The following is a 26,620-nucleotide window of genomic DNA, read 5'->3' as shown; positions in this document are numbered from 1 at the left end:
GCGAAGTCGTGTGGTCCTGGCGCCCCGACGCTGGCGCTAAGCTTCTTGTGAAGTGACGGTGGCAAAAGAGCCCGGTCACCGGGGAGAGCACGAAGGAAACCGTAACACCATCGCGCAGGGAAAGCCGGAATGCTTCGGTTGAACCTGTGGTCCTACCCCCGTGCTTTTTGTTGCACGGGACCCATGGGTGCAACCGGCACCCGGCTTTCCCTGCGCCCTCTGATGTCGAGGAGGGTGAAACGAGACGCAAAGCTCGGGCAAATCATGCCGCGAGAATGCGAACTCATATCCTCACGCTATTTGAAATTTGAATCCGAACCCCACCCACGTCGTCCCGGGCTTGACCCGGGACCCATAACCACAGGGCTTTGTTATGTGCTCCGCCGCAACCGCTTGCTCGCGCCACAACGCCTCCCTGTGGTTATGGGTCCCTGCTTTCGCAGGGACGACCTCGTAGGATGGGTAGAGCGAAGCGAAACCCATCATTCACGCCACTTGCTCCATCGCGATGGGTTTCGCTTCGCTCTACCCATCCCACGGGTCCGCTGTTTGAAATTTGGGAAGTCGTCCGATCAAACCGCCGCGCGCACCGCAACGGGGACAACCGCCTGCCGCGCGTTCTCGATGGCGCGCATCAGGTCGTTCGGACGGAACGGCTTCTGCAGGCAGACCACATTCGACAGGTCTGGCGCTTCAGCGACGAAATCCAGCGCCGTCATGCCGGAGATCGCGACGATGGGGAAATCCGGCTGGCGGTCGCGCATCATCGACATGAGGTCGAGACCGCTCTTGCCCTGCAGGAAGATGTCGATGATCGCAAGATCGAATTTGGCCGTTTCGAACGCCTTGATCCCCTCCGCGGCGGACGCCGCCTCGACAATCTCGAAACGATTGACGCGCAGCACAATTGCGATCATCGCGCGCACGTCGGATTGGTCGTCGACAATAAGAACACGGGCCATGAAAACCCCCGGGACCGGCTGCGGGAAGCCTAGTCGTGGAAAACGCTATGCAGTAGGTGATCAGGCGAATTATCTGTCCTGTCAGTAAAGAGGTGGTTACCTCAATTGGATACGGGCGCCCGGTTCAATTCCCTGCCGGTAGCGGATAACCTTGGATCGATTTCGAGCGATTGGTTTTGTCGCACCAAAGCGACGCATAGCGGGTTTATCGGACTTTGATTTCTGCCTTTCCCAAGTCACCTTGCCCAGCTCAGCGGATACGGCCTCCCTTGGCCAGCTGTTCCACTTTGTGTGGACAGCCCGCGCGCGGGTTTGACGTGATCCCCTGTCTTGCGTTCGATACCGCCTTCCAGGAGACCATCAGTGCTCAAGGGTAACGACCGCAGCTTCTTCCTTTCGACCATGCCGGCCTCGCGCGGCGACCGCAACGTAGCGCTGGCGGTGGTCGTCGTCTCGGCCGTGCTGTTCGTGATCGCGATACCATTCGCCGGGATGCCGCTAACGCCGGTACCGGCCTTCGTGGCGAGCTACCAGTCCGCGCTGGCGATCAACGATCTCATCACCGCGGTGCTGCTGTTTTCGCAGTTCGCCATCCTGCGCTTGCGGGCGATGCTGCTGCTCGCGAGCGGGTATCTCTTCACCGCCGCTGCCGCGATCACCCACGCGCTGACCTTTCCGGGCCTGTTTGCGCCGGCGGGCCTGTTCGGCGCCGGTTCGCAGACCACGGTCTGGCTCTACATGGTCTGGCACGGCTTCTTCCCGCTGATGGTGCTCGGCTACGCGCTTTTGAAAAGAGACGATGGCGCCCGGATCCGCGGCTCGACGATGTCGGCGATCATGGGCTGCGTTGCGGCAGTCGTCGTCGCGATGGCGCTGTTTACCTGGATCGTCACCGCCCAGCACGACCACCTCCCAGTCCTTTTGAGCGGCGGGCACTACACGCCGGTCATGATCGGCGTGGTCTCGACGGTGCTGTTCTTCTGTGCCGCCGCACTTGCCGCCCTCTGGTTCCGGAAGCCGCATTCCGTCATCGACGTCTGGCTCATGGTCGTGCTGTGCGCCTGGCTGTTCGACATCGCGCTGTCGGCGATGCTCAACGTCGCGAGATTCGATCTCGGTTTCTACGCCGCACGCATCTACGCCTTATGCGCCGCCAGCTTCGTGCTCGCGGTGCTGTTGATCGATAACGTCGCACTGCAGGCGCAGATGTCGCGGCTGCTGGGCGTAGTTCGTCGCCAGGCCGCCAGCGAACGCGACTACCACGCCGAGCGCGAGCGGCTGTTCAGCGCGGTCGTGGAATCCTCCAACGACGCCATCATCACCAAGTCGCTCGACGGGACCATTACCGCCTGGAATCCGGCCGCCGAGCGCCTGTTCGGCTATCCGGCAGCCGTGGCGGTCGGCCAGCACATCGACCTCATCGTGCCGCCCGACAATCGCGGCGAGGTCAACGACATCCTCAAGCGGATCCGCAGCGGCGAAAAGCTGGCGCAATATGAAACGCAGCGGCTGCACAAGAGCGGCAAACTGATCGACGTCTCGCTCAGCGTCTCGCCGCTGTTGTCGGCGACGGGCGAGATCATCGGCGCCTCCAAGATCGCGCACGACATCACCGAAAGCAGGCGGACGCGGGAGGCGCTGAGCCGGGAGCTCGAGGAGCGGCAGCATATCTTCGAAGCATCGCAGGACTTCCTCTCCATAACCGACAAGCAGGGCCATTTCGTCCAGGTCAGCCCGAGCGTCAGGACCATTGCGGGCTACGATCCCGCCGAGATGGTCGGACGTTCCGCGGTCGAGTTCGTTCATCCGGATGACCTCGAAAACACCCGCAACGAAATGCGCGCCGCGCGGCGCGGCCAGAGCAAGCGCAATTTCGAGACGCGCCTGATCCGCAAAGACGGCGAAGTGGTATCACTCAACTGGTCCGCAACCTATTCGGAGCCGGTCAAGCGCTACTTCTTCATCGGCCGCGATCTCACCGAGAAGCAGGCCGCCGAAGCGCAGATCCGGCAGGTGCAAAAGATGGACGCGGTCGGCCAGCTTACCGGCGGCGTCGCCCATGACTTCAACAACATCCTGACCGTGATTACCGGCACCATCGGCATCCTGGAAGAAGCGGTCTCCGACCGGCCCGACCTCGTCGCCATCGCCCGGCTGATCGACGAAGCCGCCGAGCGCGGCGCCAACCTGACCAGGCACCTGCTCGCGTTCGCCCGCAAGCAGCCGCTGCAGCCGGTCGATGTCGATATCAATGCGCTGATCCTGGAGGCGGCGAAGCTGCTACGCCCGACGCTCGGCGAGTATATCGAGATCACGCCAATGCTGGCCGAGGACGCCTGGACGGCAATGGTCGATCCGAACCAGCTCACCGCGGCAATCCTCAATCTCGCGCTGAATGCGCGCGATGCCATGCCCCGCGGCGGCAAGCTGGCGCTCGAAAGCCGCAACGTCTATCTCGACGAGGGCTATGCCAGCATGCACAGCGAGGTCACGGTCGGCCATTACGTCATGGTCGCCGTCAGCGACAGCGGCACCGGCATTCCCACCCATCTGCTGGAAAAAGTGTTCGACCCCTTCTTCACCACCAAGGAAGTCGGCAAGGGCACTGGGCTTGGCCTTTCAATGGTGTTCGGCTTCGTCAAGCAGTCCGGCGGGCATATCAAGATCTACAGCGAGGAACGCCATGGCACCTCGGTCAAGATGTATCTGCCGCGCGCGACCGGCCTCGCCCAGACTATCGCGGAAGCGCAGCAGACCACCGATCTCCGGGGCGGACACGAAGTCATCCTGGTGGTCGAGGACGACGCGCTGGTGCGCAAATATGTTATCACCCAGATCACGAGCCTCGGTTATTCGACGCGCGAGGCGGCCAATGCCGCCGACGCGCTCAACATCATCGATACCGGCGCGCCGATCGACCTCCTGTTCACCGACGTCATCATGCCCGGCGGCATGAACGGACGCCAACTCGTCGACGAGGCGCTGAAGCGGCGGCCTGGGCTCAAGACGCTGTACACGTCGGGCTATACCGAGAACGCGATCGTCCATCACGGTCGGCTCGATTCCGGCGTACTCTTGCTGGCGAAGCCCTATCGCAAGTCCGAGCTCGCCAAGATGATCCGGCTCGCGCTCGGCAGTTGATGCGTCATGGTTGGCCGCTATATCGATGAGTAGGACGAGAACAGGATGCACGCTTTGAAAAATCTCCTCACCGACATCGCAGGCGTCCGCGTCGGCCATGCCGACGACGCAGCGATCGCCTCCGGCGTCACAGCGATCATCTTTGACAAGCCCGCCGTGGCGTCGATCGACGTGCGTGGCGGCGGCCCGGGCACGCGCGACGACGCGCTGCTGCAGCCGCACAATACCGTCGATGCGGTGGACGCGATCGCGCTGTCCGGCGGCTCGGCCCTCGGCCTCGATGCTGCCGGTGGCGTGCAAGCCTGGCTTGCCGAGCAAGGCCGCGGCTTGCGGATCCGCGACGCCGTGATCCCGATCGTGCCCGGTGCGATCTGCTTCGATCTCTTGAACGGCGGCAACAAGGCGTGGGGCCGGTTCCCGCCCTATCGCGATCTCGCTTATGCCGCGGCGGCCGCAGCCGGGAGCGATTTCCGGCTCGGCAGCGTCGGCGCCGGCACGGGCGCGACCACGTCCAACCTGAAGGGCGGACTAGGTTCGGCATCGACGCGGACCGATGACGGCGTGACGGTTGCCGCGCTTGCCGTCGTCAATGCGGTCGGCGCCGTCACGGTCGGCGATGGCCCGTGGTTCTGGGCGGCACCGTTCGAGGTCGACGGGGAATTCGGCGGACGCGGTTTGCCGGCCTCGTTCACGCCGGACATGTTGAAGGCGCGCCTGAAAGGCGGGCCGGCGGCGACATCCGGCGAGAACACCACGCTGGTCGTGGTCGTCACCGATGCTACGCTGACGAAAACGCAGGCCAAGCGGCTGGCGATGATCGCGCAGACCGGCATGGCGCGGGCGATCTATCCGGTGCATGCGCCGCTCGACGGTGACGTGGTGTTTGCCGCGGCGACCGGCGAGAAGCCGATCGATCCTTTGTTCGGCCTCACCGAACTCGGCATGCACGCCGCCAACACCGTGACCCGCGCGATTGCGCGCGGCGTATACGCGGCGAGCGCGCTGCCGTTCCCCGGCGCGCTGCCGAGCTGGCAGGATCGCTTTGGCTAGCAACTTAGTTCAGCGACATGCGTTGAGGCTGCGGGTTCCAGCTCGGGTGCCGCAATGCCATCCACTGTCATTCGCTTCTTCCGCTACGACGCCGAAAAACGCGAGCTGTTGGTGCTCTTCGTTACTGGCCGCCGCTACATCTATGAGGACGTTCCGCCTGATGTGGCCGAGGCGTTCGGCAACGCATTCTCAAAGGGCCAGTTCTTCAACCACGAGATACGTGATCGCTACCGTTACCGCGAACTCGAGCAATTGGCTTAAACGCGATCTGTCACGCATTGACCGAGAGGGAGGCCCAGGCCTGCGCTGAGATCGGCTTGGCCTGCAGCTGCACCAGTTGGTCGACGGCGTGCCGCTGCCCCAACTGGTCGACGAAATTGTAGGACGAGGTGGCAGCCCGCGCGGCAGACGGGCTCGCAGCAGAGGTCGCCGTTATTTTCGATCCGTCGGCATAGGTCGTGGTGGTCGTGACCGATCCATCGCTGTTGGCAATCGAAGTGCTGGTGCCATCAAGCGCCTGCATCAGCGCATCGGCACCGCCGCCACCGCCGCCGGAGTGACGATGAGCATGCGAGCGATGGCCGGACCCGCCCTTCAAAGCCGAGGACATCTCGTCGAGCGTGACATTGCCGTCGCCATCCTTGTCCAGCTTGGAGAACACGTCATCGGCCTTCGCCAGATTGGTCCCGCCAGCGCCGAGCGCATCCTCGAATTCGGATTTCGTGATCTTGCCGTCGCCGTCGCGATCGATCTGCCCGAACAGGTCCTTCAGCGCATCCGAGCGACTCTTGGTCGACACTGCCGCGCCGGTCGAAACCTGGCTCTGCGCATCGAGCAGCGCGCTCATCGTCTCAGGAGCGATCGGCGCAGAGCTGCTGCCGGCCGATCCGGAACTCGGGGCCGCGCCCGTCGGCGTCGTCGTGGCGGCGGAAATATCGAAGATGTTGCCGGCGTCCTGGGTCTGGCCGGTGGGCTTTGCCTGCGACGTCTTCGACGACGTCAACGACTTCAGGAGATCGATGGCCGACGAGGCAGCGCCAAGGGCGAACAGCATGAGAGGGAACTCCGACAATGCCGCGTGAGCGGCGGCCCAACACCTGCACGACTAGCGAGCAAGCGCTGTGCCATGGCGAAAAGCCCTTTAAAATCGGCATTTCGTGCATACAGACAGGTTCGCCGCAGCCGGCAATTGCTGCCGCTGCGGCAATTTTTTCCTGCCCGCGATTTCCCTCCTGTGCATTGCCCGGCACCAGCATGCATGTTAGGCGGAACCATCCTGCCCGCTACAGAGATGCCTTGGAGAGCGTCCATGTCCCAGCCCTTCACGCCACGTCCGCTGGTGATCGCGCCGTCGATCCTGGCCTCGGATTTCTCCAAACTCGGCGAAGAAGTCCGCGCCGTCGACCAGGCCGGCGCCGACTGGATCCATCTCGACGTCATGGACGGGCATTTCGTGCCGAACATTTCCTACGGCCCCGACGTCATCAAGGCGATGCGCCCGCACACCAAGAAGATCTTCGACGCGCATCTAATGATCTCGCCCTGCGATCCCTATCTCGAGGCGTTCGCGAAGGCCGGCTGCGACCACATCACGGTGCATGCCGAGGCCGGCCCGCATTTGCATCGTTCGCTCCAGGCGATCCGCGCGCTGGGCAAGAAGGCTGGCGTCTCGATCAATCCGGCAACGCCCGTCAGCGCGATCGAGCATGTGCTCGACCTCATCGACTTGGTGCTGGTGATGTCGGTCAATCCGGGATTTGGCGGCCAGGCCTTCATCCGCGGCTCGCTCGGCAAGGTCAGCGACGTCAGGGCGATGACAGCCGGCCGGCCGATCGACGTCGAGGTCGATGGCGGCGTCGCGCCTGATGTATCAGGGGAACTGGCAGCGGCCGGCGCCAATGCGTTTGTTGCGGGCTCCGCCGTGTTCAAGGGCGGCACGATGGAGGCCTACAAGGCTAACATCTCCGCAATCCGCAACGCGGCGGCGCTGGCGCGCGGCGAAGCGATCTAGCCCGAGCGTGGCGGGCGCACCACGGTCACCGTGCAAGGCGCCTCCGCCGCCACCTCCGCCGAGACGCTGCCGAGCAGCGTCCGCAGCATGGAATCCCGCCGCGCGCCGATCACGATGTGATCGACCTGATTGGCTTGCGCGAATTCCAGGATGGCCGCCGCGGGATCGATCGCCTCCAGCACATGCACCGACAGCCGGTTCTCGTCGAGCTTCAGCGAGGACGCCCAGTGCCGCAGCGCGACCAGGCGGTCGACATGCTTGTTGCTGCCCTTCTCGTCCAGCGTCCGATCGATGGTGACGAGGCCAAGCTTGAGCACGTTGACGCATGCGAGACGGGCCTGCGGCAAGGTCCCGAGTATCCGCTGCGCGGTGACGCGCAAGGCATCGTTCAGCGGGCCCGAGGTTTCCATCGTATCGATCGCAACCACCAGGATCGGGCTCGACGCCAATTGTACTGCGACATCGGACTTCGGCTGCGGCTGCCATGCCCCGCGGTTGAAGCGGCGGCGCATCACCGTCGCGAACGGATCGCGCTCGCGCCGCTCTGCACGCGCCGTCAGCTTGACCTGGTCGGGATTGCTGAGATCGAAGGCGAGTTGCGAGGCGGTCGGATAGCGCCAGGCGGGCTCGATCTCCAGGCATCGCAGGACGATCTCCTGCAGCCAGGGCGGATAGTCGGGTTTGAGCTTGCGCGGCGGATAGGGATCGCGCCACAGCCGCCGACGCATGCCGCGCAGCGTCTCGCTCTCGCCGAACGGCCGCACCCCGGTGGTGAAGAAATACAGCAGCACGCCGAGCGAAAACAAATCGCTGCGCGGATCGTCGCGCACCCCGAGCAGTCGCTCCGGCGCCATGTAGGGCGCGGTGCCGTAAGGCAGGCGAAATTCCTCCTGCAGCAGATCGGGCAGATGTTCGTGATGCGACAGGCCGAAATCGATCAGCACAGCCTCGCCGCTCTCGCGGAACATAATGCTGCTCGGCTTGATGTCGTGATGGATGACGTTCTGCCGATGCAGCGCCGACAGCGCAGCAGCGATCTTGATGCCGAGCGCCCTCGCCTCCTCGTAAGCGATCGGCAGATCGTCGAGCCGCTTGTAGAGGGTCCGGCCCGGGATGCGCTCGAGCACGACATACGCCTGGCGCGCGAAATCGCCGGTGCCGAAGCAGGTCGGCACATGCGGCCCGGACAATCGCGGCAGGATCATCTGCTCCATCTCGAAGCTGACGATGGCGGCGGGGTCCTCGCCTTCCGAGACTCGCGGCACCTTCATCAGGAGCGGCACGTTGATGCCGGGATGGGTGACGCTCCACAGCGTCGCCATGCCGCCCCGATGCACGCACTCGCCGACGGTGAAGCCATCGATGACCGTGCCGGGCTGCATGAGAATTTTCGCCATTTGCTATCGGCCGACCAACAGGCGATCGGCAAGCCAGCCCGGCAGGCCATTCTCGCGGATCCGGGCTGCCGCCGCCGCGATATCATAGGGGGCGCGACAATAAGTGATCTCCCGCCTCTCGGTGTCGAACATGGAGAAGGCGGCTGCGGGAATGCCGTCGCGGGGCTGGCCGACGGAGCCAAGCACCGCAAGCCAGCGCCGGCCGGTCAAGAGTTGCACGGCTACGCCCGTGGTCGGGACAAAGCTGGTCATCTTCGCCGTCGACGACATCGAATAGAGCGCTGGACGGTGGATATGACCGCAAAAGGTGATTGGAGCGTCCGCAGCCATCATGCTGCGCGCAGCGTCCGACGCGTCGCGCACGTAGCGCCACCTGGTCGGGTTGGACGCTTCGGAATGGACGTAGAGGCGGTCGTCCTCCTGCTGCATCAGCGGCAGTTCGGTAAGGAAACGCCGTTGCGCCGCGCTGAGCTTGCCGCGGGTCCACTCGACCACCGCCTGGGCTTCGGCGTTCATCGCGTCGTTGCCGATACCGATGGCGGTGTCATGGTTGCCGCGAACCGCGATCGCGCCGTCCTCGACCAGCGCCATGACGGTATCGACGATCCATTCGGGGTCGGCCCCATAGCCAACGAAGTCGCCGAGCAGGACGAATTTCTCTGCGCCTTGCGCACGCGCAGCCTCAAGGCAGGCGTCAAATGCCTGCCGATTGCCGTGAATATCCGCAAACAGCGCGAGACGCACATCATCCTCCCAGCCAATCCTGGCGGGCCCAATCACATCTGTCTTGATGGATATCAAACACCGGCAACTCGGTGCCCGCAAATGGATCGGGCGAATCGATCGCGAATTACGAGCTAGTGCTTAGGACAGGCTTCGAGCCCGCGGAACAGCAGCGCCAGCAAGGCGTCGGTGCGCTCCTGCAGGTCCGGATCGGCCCATTCGTCGGCATGGGCCGGGTGATGAAGGCTTCTCGTCGCCTCGAAAATCGCGCGGGCGGTCGCCTTGAGATCATCGACCTCGAACACGCCCTCCTCGACGCCGTCGGACAAGATATGCGCGATCTGATCGGTCAAGCATTCCTTGTGGCCCTTGACCACAACACAAGCCTCGCGCGCCAGCGTCAAATAGGTGCGGAACATCTCGGGATCGTCGGCGAACCTGGCCTGCTTGGTTGCGAACAGGGTGCGCAGCCACCGATCGAGCCGGGCCTGCGCTGGGCCGGCACTCGCTGCGATCTCCTGCAGCGGGACCTTGGCCCGATCGAGCCAACGTTTTGCCACGGCTTCGCGCAGCGAAGCCTTGCTCGGAAAGTGCCGGTAGACACTGCCGTGGCTCACATCGAGCGCACGGGCAACATCCACCACTGTCGCCTTGGCGAGCCCATAGCGACGCAGGACGTCCTCGGTGACCTCCAGGATACGTTCAGGGGTCAAGACGACTGCTTCGTTCATGGCTTTACCCTATCCCCAGCTCTTGGGCTTTTCCACTCCGGCGGTCAGGCGCATTGCAAAACGGCCTGGCCGGTCGTTAAGGCAGTCCTAATTCCAGTTAGCGGGCCAATTTTTCCGCCTGGGCGGCCAAGTGGCGGGCCACCTGCTGATTGAGCCAGCGCTGGATCTGTTCGGTCAAATGCAAAATCTCGATCGTCATCATCGTAGTCTCCGGCAAGTCCGTGGCCGGCTCTTTGACCCGAACCCGGTACTCAACTCTTCCGGATCAGGCACTTCGCGGCCGCAAACCACGGGGCGCCCCATCCGGCGTCCGGAAGTAGATATAGCATCTCTGACTGACAGATTTCAATATCTGTTACTCAATAATCCGTGATTGACGTTTGTCAGATAGCCAATGCACCCGGTTGTATCAGTAGCTAGGAACCTATTGCACATCCTTCGGAGGCATTCGCGGTGGCAGCAGCGGGGTAAATAACACCGCCTCTCCGGGTCCTGGGGCCGCCATCAGCGCCCCGCCGGTCGAGGGATCGCCCCCCGACGTCTCGATCACGGCGCTCGGGGTGATGTATTCCCTGGCCGCCGCGATCAGGCCGCCCTCGCCGGTCCCGAAATCCGCGGCCCGCCCGCCCTGGGGACGGCCGGCCGCAATCTCGGTGATGGCCTTATCGGTCTTCTGCGCCAGCGAGTCGCTGTAGGGGATGCGGTAGGCCCTGGGGATGCCGCTCGGCCGGTTGTCTCCGTCGAGGGTCTCGACCCAGAGATAGATCGAGCCCGGGTCGCCCTCCAGCGAGTGCGGCTCCACAATGCGCGCCTGCAGCAGCTTGAACGAGGCCGGCAGCCTGTCGATGCTGGCCCAGCCCAAGAGGCCGCGGACGCCCGTGAAGCTCGCAATGTAGAACGCACTGGTCACGACCACAGCGACCGCCTTGGCCGACCAAGGCAAGCGTGCATAGACCAGGATGACGAGCAACAGCGCGCTGATCAGAGCGTAGCTGACCGAGAGCGTGAGGATGACTGACTGGAGGTTGTTCACGGACGAGACATCCTGACGCCCGTCTTCGGATCGAGGTCCGCACCGTTTGCGCGCACATTGCGGAACGTCTCCATCAGGGATTTCTGCCGCTGCTGGACGTCGACCACCTTGCCTTCGGCATCGACCCAGAAGCGCAGCGCGGTTTTCTCATCGCCGGTGTGATCGAGCGTCAACTTGTTGTCGAAGATCACTTGGGCGGTCGGATTGAGCTTCTGCACCTTCACGCTGACCGGAACCGGCTGCCCGGTCGTCGCCTGGAAATGCGAAACATTCACGGTGTATTCGCCAGGAATGATGCCGCGCACGGTGACGATCTCCTCGCGGATCGGCGAAGGAATCTTCTTGCCGTTGACGAGGATGAAATCGTTGGCACCGCCACGATCGTCGCGATCGAGCGTGAGGAAGCCGGCTTCGCGGCGGCGATACCAGGCGATGTTGCCTGCGGGATCCTGCACGAACAGATCGAAATCATCGGGATGATTGTCGGGCCAGTCCATCGTGATGATGAATTCGGCCTTGGAGTCGATCTTCCCCTCCTTCGACTCCGGCGAAACCGCAAGCAACGCGAGGAAAAACAGGAAGGCGACGACCTGCAGCGCCTTGAACAGCATCACGCCGAGCGGATCGAACTGTTCTTCCCGTGGATAAAGGCCGAACTCATCCATCATGATGGTGTTCCAAGGCCGGGGTGACGTGCGTCTCGGTCAACATGACGGCATCGGAGAACACCCGCTGGGTGGCGGCATCGAGCATGTAGTATTGAATCCTGACGAGGATCGATCCGATCAGGCCGGCCAGCGTCGTGTACATGGCCACCGCCATGCCATCGCTCATCAGGCCCATCGACGATCGCATCGCGACCTTGTCGGCCGCGTCGAGGGTTGCGATCGGTGCCAGCATGATGATGAAGCCGATGATGGTTCCGAGCAGTCCAAGCTTCATCAGCGTATCGGAAACGAACGCACCGAAGGCATTGGAGCCGCGCAACCGGTCCGCCAGCGACCTGAGCAGCAGCGTCTGATCGATGCGGCCGCTCGCCTGCGCCGCGGCCTTCTTCACCAGGTTGCGGATGTGATCGCTGACGAGCCCGCCAGGCAGAGCGCGCGCATTCTCGTCGAGCTTCCTCGCAGCGCCGGGAGTGGACAGGATCGCCCGGCAGCGTCTGGCCGCTTCGCCTTCACGCGCAATCGCTCGCGTCCGCCAGAAGCAATGAAAGCAGGTGATGACGTAGAGAACGGCGATCAGGCTTGAAATATAGGTGCGATCCGAGGTCACCATGAGATGGAGCAACCCGTATCGCCACAGCAGCACGGCGGCGAAGATCGAAAGCCCCGTGAAGATCATCCATAACAACAGGACGCTTCGCTCTGAATTGTCCTTGCCGGGCAAGACAGGCTCGCCGCCAACGGTGGCACTCATGCAGCTTTGCTCCCTGAGGGCGGCCAAGAGGGACTGCCCGCAAACGCTCCCCGGCTTTTGTTAATCCGAGGCGACAGGTTGCGTCCAAAGACATATGCCCGCGCTTCGTTGGGAAAATTTCCCGAGCTTCGCCTCACCTGCCATCTTGCAATTGGCGTGAAATCGCGATGCTGTTACGCTCTGGATTGTTGTTTTGACGCGTTTTCTTGGCGCGAACCGGTGCCCACTTCGCTGGAAAACGCTTTAGAAAGCCGCGGAGTGATCGCATGCGCCTCGTGCTCCAGCTCGTCGCCCGTCTGCTCGTCATCGTCATGTTGTGTCTGGGAGGCGCAACCGTTTGGGCAACAATCGACGCCTACCACAGTGTCGACCGCGCCACGGCTGCATCCGCCGAACGGGTCTCGCAAGCGCTCGAAGCGCTCTACTGGCGCGAGTTGCTGTTGCGCGGCAACAGGACACGCGAACACCTTTTGCCGGTACCGGAATGGCGCACCACCCAGACGATGAGCCTGATTTCGCCTGGAGTCTGCGTCCAGTTTGAGCCGAAGGGCGAGTTCGAGAACCCGCTGTGCGGCCAGAGCAAAGGGATCGGCGCATCTCCACCGCATTGGTTCGCAGCTGCCGTAGAGACATTTCTTGGCGACCACGCCGCGGTCGCCCGGCCGATCAGTGCGCGCTCGACCACTGCAGGTACGGTCACGGCCACTGCCGATCCGGACGCCGCGATATCGCTCGCCTGGCAGCTCATCCTCGATAACGTCCACGTCGCGCTGCTGATGGCTGTGGCTATCGCCCTGCTTGCCTCGCTCGCGATTGCGCATGCGCTGGCCCCGGCGCAGTTGATCGTTACCGCACTGCAGCGCATGGCGAATGGCCGTTATCGAACGTCGCTTCCGCGCTTCCGATCGATGGAACTTGCCATGATCGGGCAAGCCGTCGGCGAGCTCGGAGATCGCCTCGCGCAGGCCACGGAAGAACGGGCCGTGCTGACCCGCCGGCTGCTTGAAATCCGGAGCGACGAGCGACGGGCGCTGGCGCGCGAACTGCACGATGAATTCGGGCAAAACCTCACAGCGATCCTGGCCTTCGCCAACACGATCGAAGCGGCCAGCGTGCAGGAGCAGGACCGAGGCGACGTCGCGCAGGACGCGCGGATGATCTCGCAGGCCACGCTGCACATCATGGCATGCCTGCGCGGCACCCTGAACCGCCTGCGCCACCCGCCCGCCGAGGAACTCGGGCTGGAGGCGAGCCTCATCAACCTGGTTGATAGTTGGCGATCGCAGAACGCGACGCAGCCGATGATCCAGCTCGATCTCAAAGGCGATTTTGCCGACGTGCGAGGCGCCGTCGCTGCGACCGCCTATCGTGTGGCTCAGGAATGCCTGACCAACTCGTTGCGCCACAGCGCGGCGCGCGAGATCGTGCTCCGGATCGAGCGGCGGACGGGGCTGGAAAATGCCCTGCTGGTCCGTGTCGAGGACGACGGCGGCGGCGATGCCGCCAAGGTGGCGCAGTCCGCCGGCTTCGGCCTGACCGGAATACGCGAACGCGTAACCGCTCTCGGCGGCTCGCTGTCGATCGCGCACGCAAGGCGCGGTCTGAGCGTTGCCGCCACCATCCCGCTTGCTGCCTGATGCCGGCGTCGCAGACCAGTGGCATTTCGATCCTACTTGTCGACGACCATCCCGTGGTCCGGCAAGGCTACCGACGCGTTCTGGAGCACCAAGGCGACTTCAGGGTGGTCGCCGAAGCCGACAACGCAGCCGACGCTTACCGCGCATACAAGAGCCACGCCCCTGATGTCGTGGTCATGGACATTTCGATGCCGGGTGCCAGCGGGCTCGAAGCTATCAGGAACATCCGCCAGCGCAGCGCTGGCGCGCGCGTTCTCGTCTTCAGCATGCACAGCGAGGCGGCGCTGGTGAAAGCCGCCTTCGGCGCCGGGGCAAGCGGCTATGTCACCAAGAGCAATGAACCGACCGTGCTGATCGCGGCGATCCGTTCGGTAGCGCGTGGCGAACATGCAATGAGCGACGACGTCGCCCATGTCCTGGCGATGGAAAGCCTGACCCCGTCAGGATCGGTCCTTGACCAATTGGGGGAACGGGAGATCGAGATCCTGCGGCAATTGGCTGCCGGCTCGACCACAGAGCAGATCGCAGTAAACCTCAATCTCAGCATGAAGACGGTTCAGAACTATCACTACCTGATCAAGACCAAGACCGGCATGCGGACCGACGCGCAGCTCGTCCGCCTCGCCGTCGAGTGTGGGTTGACCAGCCTGTAGCCGCGCCCCGGCAGTCGCGCCACCGCCTTGGACGCAGCCCCATTTTCTATCTGCAGCAAGCCCGTATGGGTGGCCTCTCCGAGCCCGCTCTGCTAAAGCACGGCGTAAAAACAAACCGGCTGGGAGTCGCTTAGCGATCCCGCCCTACACTTTCCCGGAGTTTTCGATGATCCCCCGCTACACTCGCCCGGAGATGGCCGCGATCTGGGAGCCGCAGACCCGCTTCAAGATCTGGTTTGAGATCGAGGCGCATGCGGCTGATGCGCTGGCGGAACTCGGCGTCATTCCCAAGGAGGCGGCGAAGACGATCTGGGCCAAGGGCAAGGACGCGACCTTCGACGTCGCACGGATCGACGAGATCGAGCGGGAGACCAAGCACGACGTCATCGCCTTCCTGACCCATCTGGCTGAAATCGTCGGCCCCGAGGCACGCTTCGTGCACCAGGGCATGACCTCCTCCGACGTGCTCGATACCTGCCTCAACGTGCAGCTCACCCGCGCCGCGGACCTCCTGCTGGCCGACATCGACAAGGTCCTGGCCGCGCTGAAGAAGCGTGCCTTCGAGCACAAGATGACACCAACCATCGGCCGCTCTCACGGCATTCACGCGGAGCCGGTGACCTTCGGCCTCAAGCTCGCCTATGCCTATGCGGAATTCTCCCGGGCCCGGGCGCGGCTCGTCGCCGCCCGCAAGGAAGTCGCGACCTGCGCGATCTCCGGCGCGGTCGGCACCTTTGCGCAGATCGACCCACGCGTCGAAGAACATGTCGCCAAGGCCATGGGGCTCGAGCCGGAGCCGATCTCGACCCAGGTGATCCCGCGCGACCGCCACGCAATGTATTTCGCGACGCTGGCTGTGATCGCCGCCTCCATCGAGCGCCTCGCAGTCGAAATCCGTCATCTGCAGCGCACCGAGGTGCTGGAAGCCGAAGAGTTCTTCTCCGAGGGGCAAAAGGGTTCGTCGGCGATGCCGCACAAGCGCAACCCGGTGCTGTCGGAGAACCTCTCCGGCCTGTCGCGGATGGTGCGGGCCTATGCCGTGCCCGCACTCGAGAACGTCGTGCTCTGGCACGAGCGCGACATCTCGCATTCCTCCGCCGAGCGCATGATGGGTCCGGACGCCACCGTGACGCTCGACTTCGCGCTGGTGCGCCTCGCCGGCCTGATCGAGAAGCTTCTGGTCTATCCGCAAAACATGCAGAAGAACCTCGATCGCCTCGGTGGGCTTGTGCATTCGCAGCGGGTTCTGATCGCGCTGACGCAAAAGGGCGCAAGCCGCGAGGACGCCTACAAATTCGTGCAGCGCAACGCCATGCCGGTCTGGCGCGGCGAAGGCGATTTCCTGACGCTGCTGAAGAAAGATCCGGACGTGAGGAAGTATCTAAGCGACGCCGAGATCGAGGAGCAGTTCGACTTGGGCTATCACCTCAAGCACGTCGACACGATCTTCAAGCGCGTGTTCGGGGAAGTCTAACCCTGGCCCACAGCCCTTAGCCCGGCGCGCCGTCGACCATGCGGGCGGCGACGCGATCGCGGCGCATGAAGTGATGCCAGGCTACGGCCACGATGTGAATTCCGATCAGCGCTAGCAGCACATAGGCGAAGTAGATGTGCCTGACCTCGTAGGCCTGCGCCGCGGCGCGATCAGGCGAGGTGATCTGGGGCACGTGAAACAGCCCGAACCAGTCCGAATAGTTGGGCGTCCGCGCTCCCGAGTGCGCCCAGCCCAGCACCGCCACCAGGATGGTGACGGCATAGAGCGCCAAATGGCTGACCCGGGCGGCGATCCGGTGCCAGCGCGAGGTATCCTCCGGCAAGGCCGGCGTCGGATTGACGCCGCGCCAGACGAGCCGGAGCAGGGTCAGGAGCAGCACGACATAGCCGATATCGGCATGGATCGAACGATAGAAGAAGCGGTCCGGCCGAGCGGGGATATGGTTCATCCACCAGCCGAAAGCGATCATGCCGATAATCGCCGCCGCCAGCGCCCAGTGGAATCCGCGCGCAACGCTGCCCCAGCTCGATGTCGTGTTTCGGATCATACGCCCGGCCCCATCGGCTTCGAGTTCGTTGCCGCCGGGCCCTTGCCGCGCTGCAGCGCGTCCTGATAACCCTCCGGTCTGATCAAGGCGATTTGAATCGTTCCAAAAACTCCACCCTGCACCGCGACCGATCCGCAAGGGCCGGCAGTGCCCTCAAATCAACTGAATCGTAACGCTGAAATGGGACAAGGTTGAACCGTGGCGACACCCCCAACCATCCTGGTCTTCGATTCCGGCCTTGGCGGGCTGACGGTGTTGCGTGAGATCGTGCGCACCCGGCCCGACGCGCGTTACGTCTATGTCGCCGACGACGCCTTCTTCCCCTACGGCCACCATGGCGAGGAAGAGATCATCGCACGTGTGGTGCCGCTGGTCGGCGAATTGATCCGGCGGCACACGCCCGATCTGGTCGTGATCGCCTGCAATACCGCTTCGACGCTCGTCATGTCACACCTGCGGGACGCCTACGACCTGCCGTTCGTCGGAACCGTTCCAGCGATCAAGCCGGCCTGCGCCAGCTCGAAGACCAAGCGAGTGTCCGTCCTGGGCACCAAGGGCACCGTCAAGCGCGAATATACGAAAAAGCTGATCCACGATTTCGGTCAGGGCTGCGAGGTGACGCTGGTCGGCTCGGGCGAGCTCGCTTCGCTGGCGGAAGCGGCGCTGAGCGGTGAGGAAGTCAGCGACACCGATATCGCCGCTGAACTGGCGCCCTGCTTTGTCGACGGCGCTACCCGCACCGACACCGTGGTGCTCGCCTGCACGCATTATCCCTTGCTGCTGGATCGTCTGGTGAAGCTCGCACCATGGCCGGTCGCCTGGATCGACCCGGCGCCCGCCATCGCGCGACGGGTTTCCGATTTGCTCGGACCGCCCGGCGACAGCAGGGACGACGCCGGCGCCGAAATGCTGTTCACGTCCAACCGCCCGCACACGCTGAGCCGGGCGTTGATGCCGTTTTTCGGCGGCCGGGTCCCGGCCTGAGGCAGCATACCCGTTTGGCTAGCCGAAGCGCCGGCCGATCATTTGGCCGATCGCCGCGAAAACGGCTTCGAGCTGCTGAGCGGTCGGCGAGCCGCCCTGCGTATATGCCGAGATTAGCACCGGTCCACCTTTCCTAGGCCAAACCACCGCGATGTCGCCAGCAGCATCCTTGCCGTTGTTGCCGGTCTTGTCGCCGATCTTCCAGTCCTTCGGCAAACCATTGCGAAGGCGGTTGTTTCCGGTCTTGCAGTTCAGCATCCAGTCCGTGAGGCGTTCGCGCGACGCCGGAGATAACACCTCGCCAAGCACGAAATGGCGCAGATTGCCGGCCATGGCCGCAGGCGTGGTCGTGTCATGCGGATCGCCGGGCGGAGAGCGATTGAGCTCGAGTTCATAGTGATCGAGGCGCGAGACGGTATCGCCCGTATCGCGCCAAAAAGCAGTGAGCGCGGCGGGACCGCCAATCCGCGCCAGCAGCAGATTGGCGCAGGTGTTGTCGCTGAGCTCGACCGCAGCCTTGCACATATCGGCGACCGACATCGCTCCGCTCGCCAGGTTCTGCCTTGCCGCCGGTGCATGGTGGAGAAGATCGGCGGCACGGTATCGCACCACGTTCTCAAGCTGGTCTTCGCCGCGATCGATGCGGGCCAGCACGCACGCGGCAAGCGAGGCCTTGAACGTGCTGCACATGACGAAGCGCTCGTCAGTTCGCCAAGTGACCTTGGCACCTGTGGCGACATCCTCGGCATAGAGGCCGATTCGCCCACCGGTCTCGCGCTCATAGGCTTCAAACAGGGACGGCTGCTCCTGCGCTCGCACGGGCGAGATCGCCAGACACGACAGAGTGGCCAGCAGCGAGCGTCTGGTGAAAATCATTGGGCGTCCTTCGAATTTAGGCTTCTTCGGGTGGGCATCCGTTGCCGCGTCCGCCAACGAGACATAGCGCCAAGATGAGGGGTCGAGCACTCGATGCGTGCAGATTTTGTCTTTATGATATCGGCGATCGACCGGCGCGCCCTCAACACAGACTGTGGAGACCCGCTTTGTCCTCACCTACGCCAACTCCCCTTAACCGGCTGCGACAGCAATGGCGAGAGCGGCGCCCGACCTTCGGCGCGATCGCCACCATCCCGAGCATCCAGACCGTGCAGATCATGGCGCAGTCGCTCGACTGGATCATCGTCGACCTCGAGCACGGTCCGATCGACCTTGGCACCGCGCATGCGATGATCGTGGCAACCTCCGGCACAGCATGCGTACCGATGGCGCGCATTGCCGCCAACGAACCCTGGCTTGCCAAGGCGCCAATGGACATTGGCGCGCTCGGCATCAATTTCCCGATGATCTGCAGCCGCGCCGAGGCCGAGAAGGCGGCGCGCAGCGTGCGTTATCCGCCGAAGGGCGACCGGCTCTGGGGACCGTTCCACGCGCCGTTCCGCTGGGGCGTCTCGATGGCGGACTACATGGCCACTGTCGATGACGACATGATCTGCATGATCACGATCGAGCATGTCGAGGCGGTCGAGCGGATCGACGAGATCATGGCCACGCCCGGCATCGACATCGCGGTGATCGGTCCCGGCGACCTCGCCACCTCCATCAACAAGCGTGGCCTCGTGGATGATCCCGAAGTGGTGGCGCTGATGCAGCGCGCCGAGGAAGGCATCCTGAAGAGCGGCGTGCCGATCGGCGGGGTGGCGCGGTCCACCGAGCAGGCCAACGCGATGATCGAGCGCGGCTATGTGGCCCTCGCGCTCGGCTTCGACTGGTCTCTGCTCCAGCGCGGCATTGCCGCCAGCTTCGCAGGAATCAGGCGCTAGGGTTGCTCCTCCCGCCACGAGCCGCCTGCCACGCTCGCTGGCGGTGCGGCGGGACGCCACACCCAACCCGGCGCCGAAACCGGCCGTTGGTTCATGCTCGGTTCAGGGCTGGCGAGCGCATAGTCCGGCTCGCCAGCCTTTTATTGAATCTGGAATCTCCGGCGGAGTGATGCGCGGAACGGCCCGAAAAATCTCTATCCCGCGCTGTTTCATTGCCGACCTGATGCGGGCATCGCTCGACATCCCCTTCGTGTCGCTCACGCGCCTCCTCAACATCCGGGACCTGGTGGAAGCCCGCGCGGAGGCCGTCCGACCGCCGGGCTGGGCGGCGATCTTCGTGAAAGCCTTTGCCCTGGTTGCGAAGGACGAGCCGGCCTTGCGGACGCTCTACGTCAAATGGCCCTGGCCCGGCTTCTACGAGCTGCCGCGCAGCGCCGCCACCGTCGCAATCGCCCGTGTCGTGGACGGCGAGGATTGCGTACTGCCGCAAAAGATCGGCACGCCCGAAATCAAGCCGCTCGCCGAGATCGACGCCCTGATCCACCACGCCAAGGAGGCGCCGGTCGAGGACGTGGCGGCGTTCAGGAAGGCGCTGAGGGCGACCGGGCTGCCGCTGCCGCTGCGCCGCCTGCTCTGGTGGATCGGGCTGAATTCCGGACGCCAGCGCGCCAATTACTTCGGCAGTTTTTCCGTGACGTCGGTGGCGGCCATCGGACCTGGGGAACTGCACGCCGTCACACCGGGGCCGTTCATCCTCAGCTATGGGGTGGAGGAGGACGGCACGATCAGCGTGGTGCTGCGCTGGGACCATCGGATTACTGACGCCGCCCTGGTCGCCCGGACGCTGTGCCGGCTGGAACAGGTACTGAACACCGAAATAGCAGCGGAACTGCGGGTGAATCGGCAGCAAACCGAGCGAGCGGTCCCGGCAATCGCGACGTGACAGCACTAAAAAGCCACCTCTTTCGTTGACAGGACGGCCATCTTTCCCCTAAAAGCCCCCTGCTCGCGGGCCGGTTTCGGCCCGCGAAGCGTTTCGCGACCCGTGGTTCGTCCTCGAGCTTTCGAGGCGGACCTGTCGGCACCGGCCACATGGCAGGCTGCACAGGAGGGCGCGTCTCCTCAAACCCAACTTTGACCTGAAGAGGACCGCGATGACAAAGCGCAGTGAGGCGAAATACAAGATCGATCGCCGCATGGGCCAGAATATCTGGGGCCGCCCGAAGAGCCCTGTGAACCGCCGCGAATACGGCCCCGGCCAGCATGGCCAGCGCCGCAAGGGCAAGCTCTCCGACTTCGGCGTGCAGCTCCGCGCCAAGCAGAAGCTTAAAGGTTATTACGCCAATATTTCCGAGCGCCAGTTCCATGGTATCTACGTCGAAGCCGGCCGCCTGAAGGGCGACACCGGTGAGAACCTGATCGGCCTGCTCGAGCGCCGTCTCGACACCGTCGTGTACCGCGCCAAGTTCGTGCCCACGATGTTCGCCGCCCGCCAGTTCATCAACCACGGCCACATCAAGGTGAACGGCCGCCGCGTCAACATCGGCAGCTACCGCCTCAAGCTCGGCGACGTGATCGAGGTCAAGGAAGCCTCCAAGCAGCTCGTGACCGTGCTGGAAGCCTCGCAGCTTCCCGAGCGCGACGTGCCCGACTTCATCGAGGTTGATCACGGCAAGATGACCGCGAAGTTCATCCGCATTCCCGGCCTGTCTGATGTGCCGTTCCCGGTGCAGATGGAGCCGCATCTGATCGTCGAATTCTATTCGCGCTGATCGGACGGAAAGTTCGAGGTATCGAAGGCCCCGGGATCCCGGGGCCTTTTTGTTTGCCCGGGCTTGTCCCTGATATCCACGACCTTATGGTCATCGCGGAACGAAGAACGTGGATGGCCGGGACAAGCCTGGCCATGACGCGGTCAGTGAAGAGAAAAGCCATGTCCTACACCCCTGCCCCGCGCGATCCCAAGGCTCCGCCCGTCCGCATCAATCTTTTATCCGACACCCAAACACGTCCCACGCCGGCGATGCGCGAGGCGATGGCGCGGGCTGAGGTCGGCGATGAGCAGATCGGCGACGATCCGAGCGTGAATCTGCTCTGCGAGCGCGTTGCCGACCTGCTCGGCAAGGAAGCTGCGGTGTTCATGCCCTCGGGCACGATGTGCAACGTCGCCGCAACGCTCGCTTACTGCCGGCCCGGCGATGAAATCCTGGCGCATGCTACCGCCCATATCATCGCCCGTGAAGGCGGCGCGCATGCCGCGCTCGGCGGCTTCCAGATCACACCTCTGCCCGGCGACGACGGCCAGTTCGCGCCGGAGACGTTCCGCGCGGCACTGCATCCGCGCTCGCGCTACCAGCCGCCGCAGGTGCTGGTCAGCGTCGAGCAGACCGCCAACATCGGCGGCGGCACGATCTGGAAGAAGGCCGATCTCGACGAGATCGTCAGTATCGCAAAAGCCCACGGGCTTGCCACCCATATGGACGGCGCCCGCCTGCTCAACGCCTGCGTTGCTACCGGCATCTCCGCACGCGACATGGCCGCAGGTTGGGATTCCGCCTGGATCGATTTCTCGAAAGGACTGGGCGCGCCGATCGGCGGCGTCATCGCGGGCAGCAGCGATTTCATCGACGAGGTGTGGCGATGGAAGCAGCGCCTCGGCGGCTCCATGCGCCAGGCCGGCATCTGCGCCGCCGCCTGCACCTATGCGCTCGACCATCACGTCGACCGCCTCGCCAACGATCACGCCAATGCCAGGGCGCTGGCGCGCGGGCTGTCGCAGATCGCGGGCATTGAGGTGCAACAGCCGGAAACCAATCTCGTCTTCTTCAAGCCCGATGGTGCGGGCGTCTCCGGCGACAACATGGTCGCCGAACTAGGCAAACGCGGCGTCCTGCTCGCGATGATGGACGGTCGCATCAGGGCCTGCACACATCTCGACGTGACGGCCGGCATGATCGAGGAAACGGTCGGATTGGTGCGGGAAATCGTGCGCGGAGCGTAGATCTGTAGCCCGGATGGAGCGCAGCGAAATCCGGGCTACGCTGGACCAAGAGGATCGCGCCGGGAATCTTGCCGGTCGCGATCTCGTTCTTGATGTAGTCGCTGATGCGCGCGAGCGCCGCCACGAGAACGAGGCGGCGCGGAAAGGCTTCAGTTCTCCATCGCTTCATAGACGAGCTGCTTCAGCGTTCGCTGGATACGTTGCCGCTCGGTCGGCGTCTGCTCCAGGAGCACGAAAAACATATCCTGCTTGCGGTCGATCACGAAATAGCAACCGCTGGCGCCGTCCCATTTCAGTTCGCCCAGCGAGCCCGGTGGTGGCGGCTTTGCGTTGCCAGGATCGGTCCGAACCGCGAGCCCGAGGCCGAAGCCAAAGCCATCGCCGGGAAAATAGAAGTAATCCCGCCCCACTCCCGAGCCGGGACCGACCTGATCGGTCGTCAGCTGCTTGAAGGCCTCGGGGGTCAGATAGGTCCGGCCATCGAACGTGCCGCCATTGAGCAGCATCTGCGCAAACCGGGAGAAATCTGCCATGGTCGAGACCATGCCGCCGCTGGCAAACTCCATTTTCTTGACAACGGTCGGATCGTTGATGCGGCCGACCCGGAAATCGCTGTCGTTCGGCATCGGGAGCGCCAGCAGCTTCTGCTTCTCCGGATCGATGACGAGGAAGCGGGTGTCGTTCATACCGAGCGGATCGAGCAGCTTCTCGCGCTCGATCGCGAGCAGCGGCTTGCCGGACACGATCTCCATGATGCGCGCCAGCACATCGGTGGAGTGGCCGTATTGCCAGAGCGCGCCCGGCTGATTGTGCAGCGGCAGCTTGGCGATCCGCTCGGCGAATTCGGCAAGATCGAAATCGCCGGCATAGAGATTGGAGGATGCATAGGCCTTGCGCACCAGGCTGTCGCCATAGAAGCCATAGGTGATGCCGGAGGTGTGGCGCATCAGGTCGAGCACGGTCATCGGCCGGTCCGGCGGCACCAGTTCGAGCGTCTTGCTGCCGTCCTCGTTCTTCTTCTCGACGCCGACTTTCACATTAGCGAAGGACGGGATGTATTTCGCAACCGGATCATCCAGCTTGAACTTGCCCTCCTGGAGGAGCTGCACCGAGACGACGGCGGTGATCGCCTTCGTCATCGAAAACAGGCGGAAGATCGTCTTGTCGGTGATCGGCGCCTTGCTCGCCACGTCCTGCACGCCGAAGGACTGGTGATAGACCGGCTTGCCATGCTGCTGGATCAGGACGATCGCGCCCGGGATTTTTCCGGTCGCCACCTCGTTGTCGAAGAACGCCCCGATCTTCGCAAGCTTGTCCTGGTTGAAATGCGCGCCTGCAGGAATATCGAAGGTTTCTTCCGCAGCAGCGGCAGGCCATGCAACAAGCATCAGCGCGCCTGTCGCCAGCAGGCGCAGCGATTTAAACGAATTCATTTGGACCCCTCCCGAATTCGACAGGGAGTGTAGCGGCGGCGCGTCAACCAGCACAAGGGCCGTCAAGGCCGGCCAAAGCCTGCTCATGCAGCCGGGCGCTGGCCTCGGAGAAGCAGCAGAAGATCACCCGGTTGACCGCCGGCGCATAGCTAAGTCCCTCCGCGACCGCCCCAACCGAAATCCCGGCGGCACGGTCGGCGGGGAAGCGATAGACACCAGTCGAAATGGCCGGAAACGCCAATGTGGCAAGCCCGTTCGCCTGACAGAGCTCGAGCGCGCGGCGATAGCAGGAGGCGAGCAATCCATCCTCGCCTTGGCCGCCGCCGTGCCAGACCGGGCCAACGGCGTGGATCACATGCCGGGCGGGAAGCCGATAACCATGTGTGATCTTGGCATCGCCGGTCGCACAGCCGCGCAAGGAGCGGCACTCGGCGAGCAATTCGGGTCCGGCGGCGCGATGGATCGCGCCATCGACACCGCCTCCACCCAGGAGGGACGAATTGGCCGCGTTGACGATGGCGTCAACGCGTAACGTGGTGATGTCGGCAACGATGACTTCGAGGCACGCGTTGCCGAATTGGCGCGCCATCAGGCTCAGGCGGCGGCGCCGACCGGAACGCCCTTGTCGGCGAAAAGCTGCTGCAGCTCGCCGGCCTGGAACATCTCGCGGATGATGTCGCAGCCGCCGACGAACTCGCCCTTCACGTAGAGCTGGGGAATGGTCGGCCAGTTCGAATAGACCTTGATGCCGTCGCGCAGCTCGGCGGACTCCAGCACGTTCAAGCCCTTATAGCCGACGCCGATGTGGTCGAGGATCTGCACCACCTGGCCGGAGAAACCGCACTGCGGAAATTGCGGCGTGCCCTTCATGAACAGCACGACGTCGTTCGACTTCACTTCGTTGTCGATGAATTGTTCGATGCTCATTTTCGTTTCCCTTTGGGGCTCCGCCCCTTGCGGCTTTGCTGGTGGGCCGGCTCGACCCGCTTACCCCGCGACTACCTATATATGTAGCCCAAACCGTTGTGCATCCAAAGCAAAATGGCGGTGGGCTGGCATGCATGAGGCCCTTTTCGGGCGGCGGCCGGGCTCCGGGTCCATAGTCTGACGACACTAATATCATGGCCCCGGGAGGCTTTTTTCCCGAACGGGAGCCCCTATCTAGGACGGACTGTCCGTAGGGAACCAGTTTGGCAGAGCAACGTTCTCTCCAGCATTCGGAGACACCCGTGACGAAACCAGCATCCGCTGCCGCCACCCTTGCCACCCCTTCCCCATCACGCGCTTCTGATTCCGGTCCCCTGTCCCGGGGTCTGGTGGAGGCGTTTCTCGCGGTGCGGGATGAAACTGAACGCCGGGCCGCTCCCCTGTCCGCGGAGGACCAACTGATCCAGTCCATGCCGGACGCGAGCCCAGCAAAGTGGCACCGCGCCCATACCACCTGGTTCTTCGAGCAGTTTCTGCTCGGCGAGCACCAGCACGGCTACAAGCCTTTCCATCCCGATTACGCCTATCTCTTCAATTCCTATTATGTCAGCGCCGGCCCTCGCCATGCCCGCGCCCAGCGCGGTCATCTGACCCGGCCAAGTGCCGATGAAGTCACCGCCTATCGCCGCTATGTCGACGATGCCGTGGTGAAATTCTTCAGGGCTGCGGGTGAGGAGAAGCTGGCCAAGCTGGTCCCGTTGGTCGAGGTCGGACTCAATCACGAACAGCAGCATCAGGAACTGATGTGGACCGACATCCTGCATGCCTTCGCGCAGAACCCGATCCCACCGGCATACGATCCGGCCTGGCGCTTTCCGGCCTCTAACCGCAGCGGCGAGGAATGGGTGACGCTGAACGAGGGCATCCACACCATCGGGCATGCGGACGACAGCTTTCATTTCGACAATGAAAAGCCGGCGCATCGCGCCCTGGTCGGCCCGGTCAAATTGGCGCGGAATCTCGTGACCAACGCGGAGTGGCTCGCCTTCATCAAGGACGGCGGCTATTCGACAGCGACGCTGTGGCTGATGGACGGTTTTGCGACCGTCGAAAAGGAAGGCTGGGACGCGCCCGGCCACTGGCGCAACGTCGACGGCCAATGGCAGATCATGACCTTGGGCGGACTGCAGCCGATCGATCCGGCAGCTCCGGTCTCCCACGTCAGTTATTACGAGGCCGACGCTTTCGCCCGCTGGGCCGGCAAGCACCTGCCGACCGAGATGGAATGGGAGGTCGCCGCGCGCGCCGGGCAGCTCAACGACGCCTTCGGCATCGTCTGGCAGTGGACCCGCTCCTCCTATTCACCCTATCCCGGCTATCGGGCGATCGAGGGCGCGCTCGGCGAGTACAACGGCAAGTTCATGGTCAATCAATTGGTGCTGCGCGGCTCCTCGCTTGCAACTCCGAACGGTCACAGCCGTATCACCTATCGCAACTTCTTTTATCCGCACCACCGCTGGCAATTCACGGGATTACGGCTCGCAGATTACGCCTGATCGGTTCTCAAGCATGATCCGGAAAGGCGGATGCCGGTTTTCCGAAACGATCATGCGCAAAAACAACCAAAAATCATAGCGCGCGGGAAGGCGCGTTCAG

Annotated in this window: 26 protein-coding genes; 13 read left to right on the top strand and 13 right to left on the bottom strand. The window is 63.7% G+C overall.

All coding sequences use genetic code 11. The annotated features are described in order from the left end of the window. Positions 1-572 precede the first annotated feature (572 nt). On the bottom strand, positions 573-962 hold the full coding sequence (locus tag YY7_RS0129740) for a response regulator (protein WP_028166414.1): 390 nt from the start codon (positions 960-962) through the stop codon (positions 573-575). A gap of 402 nt (positions 963-1,364) precedes the next feature. On the opposite strand from YY7_RS0129740, the gene YY7_RS0129735 reads away from it, so the two are divergent. The 3 genes from YY7_RS0129735 to YY7_RS0129725 are packed head-to-tail and all read left to right on the top strand — an operon-like array spanning position 1,365 to position 5,414. Then, positions 1,365-4,103, top strand: a complete 2,739-nt coding sequence (locus tag YY7_RS0129735) for a PAS domain S-box protein (RefSeq protein ID WP_080663904.1) — start codon at positions 1,365-1,367, stop codon at positions 4,101-4,103. 54 nt (positions 4,104-4,157) lie between these two features. Next, positions 4,158-5,153: a P1 family peptidase gene (locus tag YY7_RS0129730; protein ID WP_028166412.1), complete on the top strand. Its 996-nt coding sequence runs from the start codon at positions 4,158-4,160 to the stop codon at positions 5,151-5,153. Between the two features lie 54 nt (positions 5,154-5,207). Next, complete coding sequence (locus YY7_RS0129725; protein WP_028166411.1) at positions 5,208-5,414, top strand: KTSC domain-containing protein; 207 nt, start codon at positions 5,208-5,210, stop codon at positions 5,412-5,414. A gap of 10 nt (positions 5,415-5,424) precedes the next feature. Here the strand turns inward: YY7_RS0129725 and YY7_RS0129720 are convergent, their stop codons facing one another. Continuing rightward, positions 5,425-6,207, bottom strand: coding sequence for an EF-hand domain-containing protein (locus tag YY7_RS0129720; RefSeq protein ID WP_028166410.1), 783 nt, complete (start codon positions 6,205-6,207; stop codon positions 5,425-5,427). Positions 6,208-6,462: 255 nt separating this feature from the next. On the opposite strand from YY7_RS0129720, the gene rpe reads away from it, so the two are divergent. Then, positions 6,463-7,164, top strand: a complete 702-nt coding sequence (rpe, locus tag YY7_RS0129715; protein ID WP_028166409.1) for a ribulose-phosphate 3-epimerase — start codon at positions 6,463-6,465, stop codon at positions 7,162-7,164. Here the strand turns inward: rpe and YY7_RS0129710 are convergent. The 6 genes from YY7_RS0129710 to YY7_RS0129680 all read right to left on the bottom strand — a co-directional run bounded on the left by YY7_RS0129710 (position 7,161) and on the right by YY7_RS0129680 (position 12,467). Next, positions 7,161-8,561 carry a serine/threonine protein kinase gene (locus YY7_RS0129710; RefSeq protein ID WP_028166408.1) on the bottom strand — a complete coding sequence of 467 codons (1,401 nt, stop codon included), beginning with the start codon at positions 8,559-8,561 and terminating at the stop codon, positions 7,161-7,163. The genes rpe and YY7_RS0129710 overlap by 4 nt on opposite strands. 3 nt (positions 8,562-8,564) lie before the next feature. Next, positions 8,565-9,305: a metallophosphoesterase family protein gene (locus YY7_RS0129705; RefSeq protein ID WP_028166407.1), complete on the bottom strand. Its 741-nt coding sequence runs from the start codon at positions 9,303-9,305 to the stop codon at positions 8,565-8,567. 113 nt (positions 9,306-9,418) lie between these two features. Further along, positions 9,419-10,015 carry a TetR family transcriptional regulator gene (locus tag YY7_RS0129700; protein WP_028166406.1) on the bottom strand — a complete coding sequence of 199 codons (597 nt, stop codon included), beginning with the start codon at positions 10,013-10,015 and terminating at the stop codon, positions 9,419-9,421. Positions 10,016-10,439: 424 nt separating this feature from the next. Next, positions 10,440-11,048, bottom strand: coding sequence for a hypothetical protein (locus tag YY7_RS0129690; RefSeq protein ID WP_028166405.1), 609 nt, complete (start codon positions 11,046-11,048; stop codon positions 10,440-10,442). Next, entirely contained in the window at positions 11,045-11,716 is a 672-nt protein-coding gene (locus tag YY7_RS0129685; protein ID WP_028166404.1) for a hypothetical protein, read from the bottom strand. Before YY7_RS0129685 ends, YY7_RS0129690 begins: the two co-directional genes overlap by 4 nt. Beyond that, entirely contained in the window at positions 11,706-12,467 is a 762-nt protein-coding gene (locus tag YY7_RS0129680; protein WP_028166403.1) for a MotA/TolQ/ExbB proton channel family protein, read from the bottom strand. Before YY7_RS0129680 ends, YY7_RS0129685 begins: the two co-directional genes overlap by 11 nt. 266 nt (positions 12,468-12,733) lie before the next feature. Here YY7_RS0129680 and YY7_RS0129675 point away from each other — a divergent pair, with 266 nt between their 5' ends. From YY7_RS0129675 to purB, 3 genes are all read left to right on the top strand, one after another. Further along, on the top strand, positions 12,734-14,104 hold the full coding sequence (locus tag YY7_RS0129675) for a sensor histidine kinase (protein WP_028166402.1): 1,371 nt from the start codon (positions 12,734-12,736) through the stop codon (positions 14,102-14,104). After that, positions 14,104-14,757: a response regulator gene (locus tag YY7_RS0129670; protein WP_028166401.1), complete on the top strand. Its 654-nt coding sequence runs from the start codon at positions 14,104-14,106 to the stop codon at positions 14,755-14,757. Before YY7_RS0129675 ends, YY7_RS0129670 begins: the two co-directional genes overlap by 1 nt. Positions 14,758-14,923: 166 nt before the next feature. Beyond that, positions 14,924-16,231 (top strand): adenylosuccinate lyase, encoded by a 1,308-nt coding sequence (purB, locus tag YY7_RS0129665; protein WP_028166400.1) that lies wholly within the window; start codon positions 14,924-14,926, stop codon positions 16,229-16,231. 16 nt (positions 16,232-16,247) lie between these two features. Here purB and YY7_RS0129660 read toward each other — a convergent pair whose 3' ends face one another. Continuing rightward, complete coding sequence (locus YY7_RS0129660) at positions 16,248-16,799, bottom strand: cytochrome b (protein ID WP_028166399.1); 552 nt, start codon at positions 16,797-16,799, stop codon at positions 16,248-16,250. 198 nt (positions 16,800-16,997) lie between these two features. Here YY7_RS0129660 and murI point away from each other — a divergent pair, with 198 nt between their 5' ends. Further along, complete coding sequence (gene murI / locus YY7_RS0129655) at positions 16,998-17,783, top strand: glutamate racemase (RefSeq protein WP_028166398.1); 786 nt, start codon at positions 16,998-17,000, stop codon at positions 17,781-17,783. Positions 17,784-17,801: 18 nt separating this feature from the next. Here the strand turns inward: murI and bla are convergent, their stop codons facing one another. Further along, positions 17,802-18,659 carry a class A beta-lactamase gene (bla, locus tag YY7_RS0129650; RefSeq protein WP_028166397.1) on the bottom strand — a complete coding sequence of 286 codons (858 nt, stop codon included), beginning with the start codon at positions 18,657-18,659 and terminating at the stop codon, positions 17,802-17,804. A 167-nt stretch (positions 18,660-18,826) separates the two neighbouring features. On the opposite strand from bla, the gene YY7_RS0129645 reads away from it, so the two are divergent. The 4 genes from YY7_RS0129645 (at position 18,827) to YY7_RS0129630 (ending at position 22,604) form a co-directional block, all read left to right on the top strand. Further along, complete coding sequence (locus YY7_RS0129645) at positions 18,827-19,603, top strand: HpcH/HpaI aldolase family protein (RefSeq protein ID WP_028166396.1); 777 nt, start codon at positions 18,827-18,829, stop codon at positions 19,601-19,603. Between the two features lie 169 nt (positions 19,604-19,772). Beyond that, the gene (locus tag YY7_RS0129640; protein ID WP_028166395.1) at positions 19,773-20,546 is read left to right on the top strand and encodes a hypothetical protein; all 774 of its coding nucleotides are present in this window, start codon (positions 19,773-19,775) and stop codon (positions 20,544-20,546) included. A gap of 211 nt (positions 20,547-20,757) precedes the next feature. Then, entirely contained in the window at positions 20,758-21,375 is a 618-nt protein-coding gene (rpsD, locus tag YY7_RS0129635) for a 30S ribosomal protein S4 (protein WP_028166394.1), read from the top strand. 161 nt (positions 21,376-21,536) lie between these two features. Then, positions 21,537-22,604 (top strand): threonine aldolase family protein, encoded by a 1,068-nt coding sequence (locus tag YY7_RS0129630; protein ID WP_028166393.1) that lies wholly within the window; start codon positions 21,537-21,539, stop codon positions 22,602-22,604. A gap of 149 nt (positions 22,605-22,753) precedes the next feature. Here the strand turns inward: YY7_RS0129630 and YY7_RS0129625 are convergent, their stop codons facing one another. From YY7_RS0129625 to grxD, 3 genes are read right to left on the bottom strand one after another with little or no spacing between them, the layout of a single operon-like run. Then, positions 22,754-24,037: a serine hydrolase domain-containing protein gene (locus tag YY7_RS0129625; RefSeq protein WP_028166392.1), complete on the bottom strand. Its 1,284-nt coding sequence runs from the start codon at positions 24,035-24,037 to the stop codon at positions 22,754-22,756. A 43-nt stretch (positions 24,038-24,080) separates the two neighbouring features. Next, positions 24,081-24,626 carry an O-acetyl-ADP-ribose deacetylase gene (locus YY7_RS0129620; RefSeq protein ID WP_433994534.1) on the bottom strand — a complete coding sequence of 182 codons (546 nt, stop codon included), beginning with the start codon at positions 24,624-24,626 and terminating at the stop codon, positions 24,081-24,083. Positions 24,627-24,631: 5 nt separating this feature from the next. Continuing rightward, on the bottom strand, positions 24,632-24,964 hold the full coding sequence (grxD, locus tag YY7_RS0129615) for a Grx4 family monothiol glutaredoxin (RefSeq protein WP_028166390.1): 333 nt from the start codon (positions 24,962-24,964) through the stop codon (positions 24,632-24,634). A 302-nt stretch (positions 24,965-25,266) separates the two neighbouring features. Here grxD and egtB point away from each other — a divergent pair, with 302 nt between their 5' ends. After that, positions 25,267-26,520, top strand: coding sequence for an ergothioneine biosynthesis protein EgtB (egtB, locus tag YY7_RS0129610; RefSeq protein ID WP_028166389.1), 1,254 nt, complete (start codon positions 25,267-25,269; stop codon positions 26,518-26,520). Positions 26,521-26,620 lie beyond the last annotated feature (100 nt).

This window comes from Bradyrhizobium elkanii WSM2783, assembly GCF_000472865.1.
Taxonomy (GTDB): domain Bacteria; phylum Pseudomonadota; class Alphaproteobacteria; order Rhizobiales; family Xanthobacteraceae; genus Bradyrhizobium; species Bradyrhizobium elkanii_A.
Note: the sequence above shows the minus strand (reverse complement) of the source record. Positions and strands in the feature narration are given on the sequence as shown.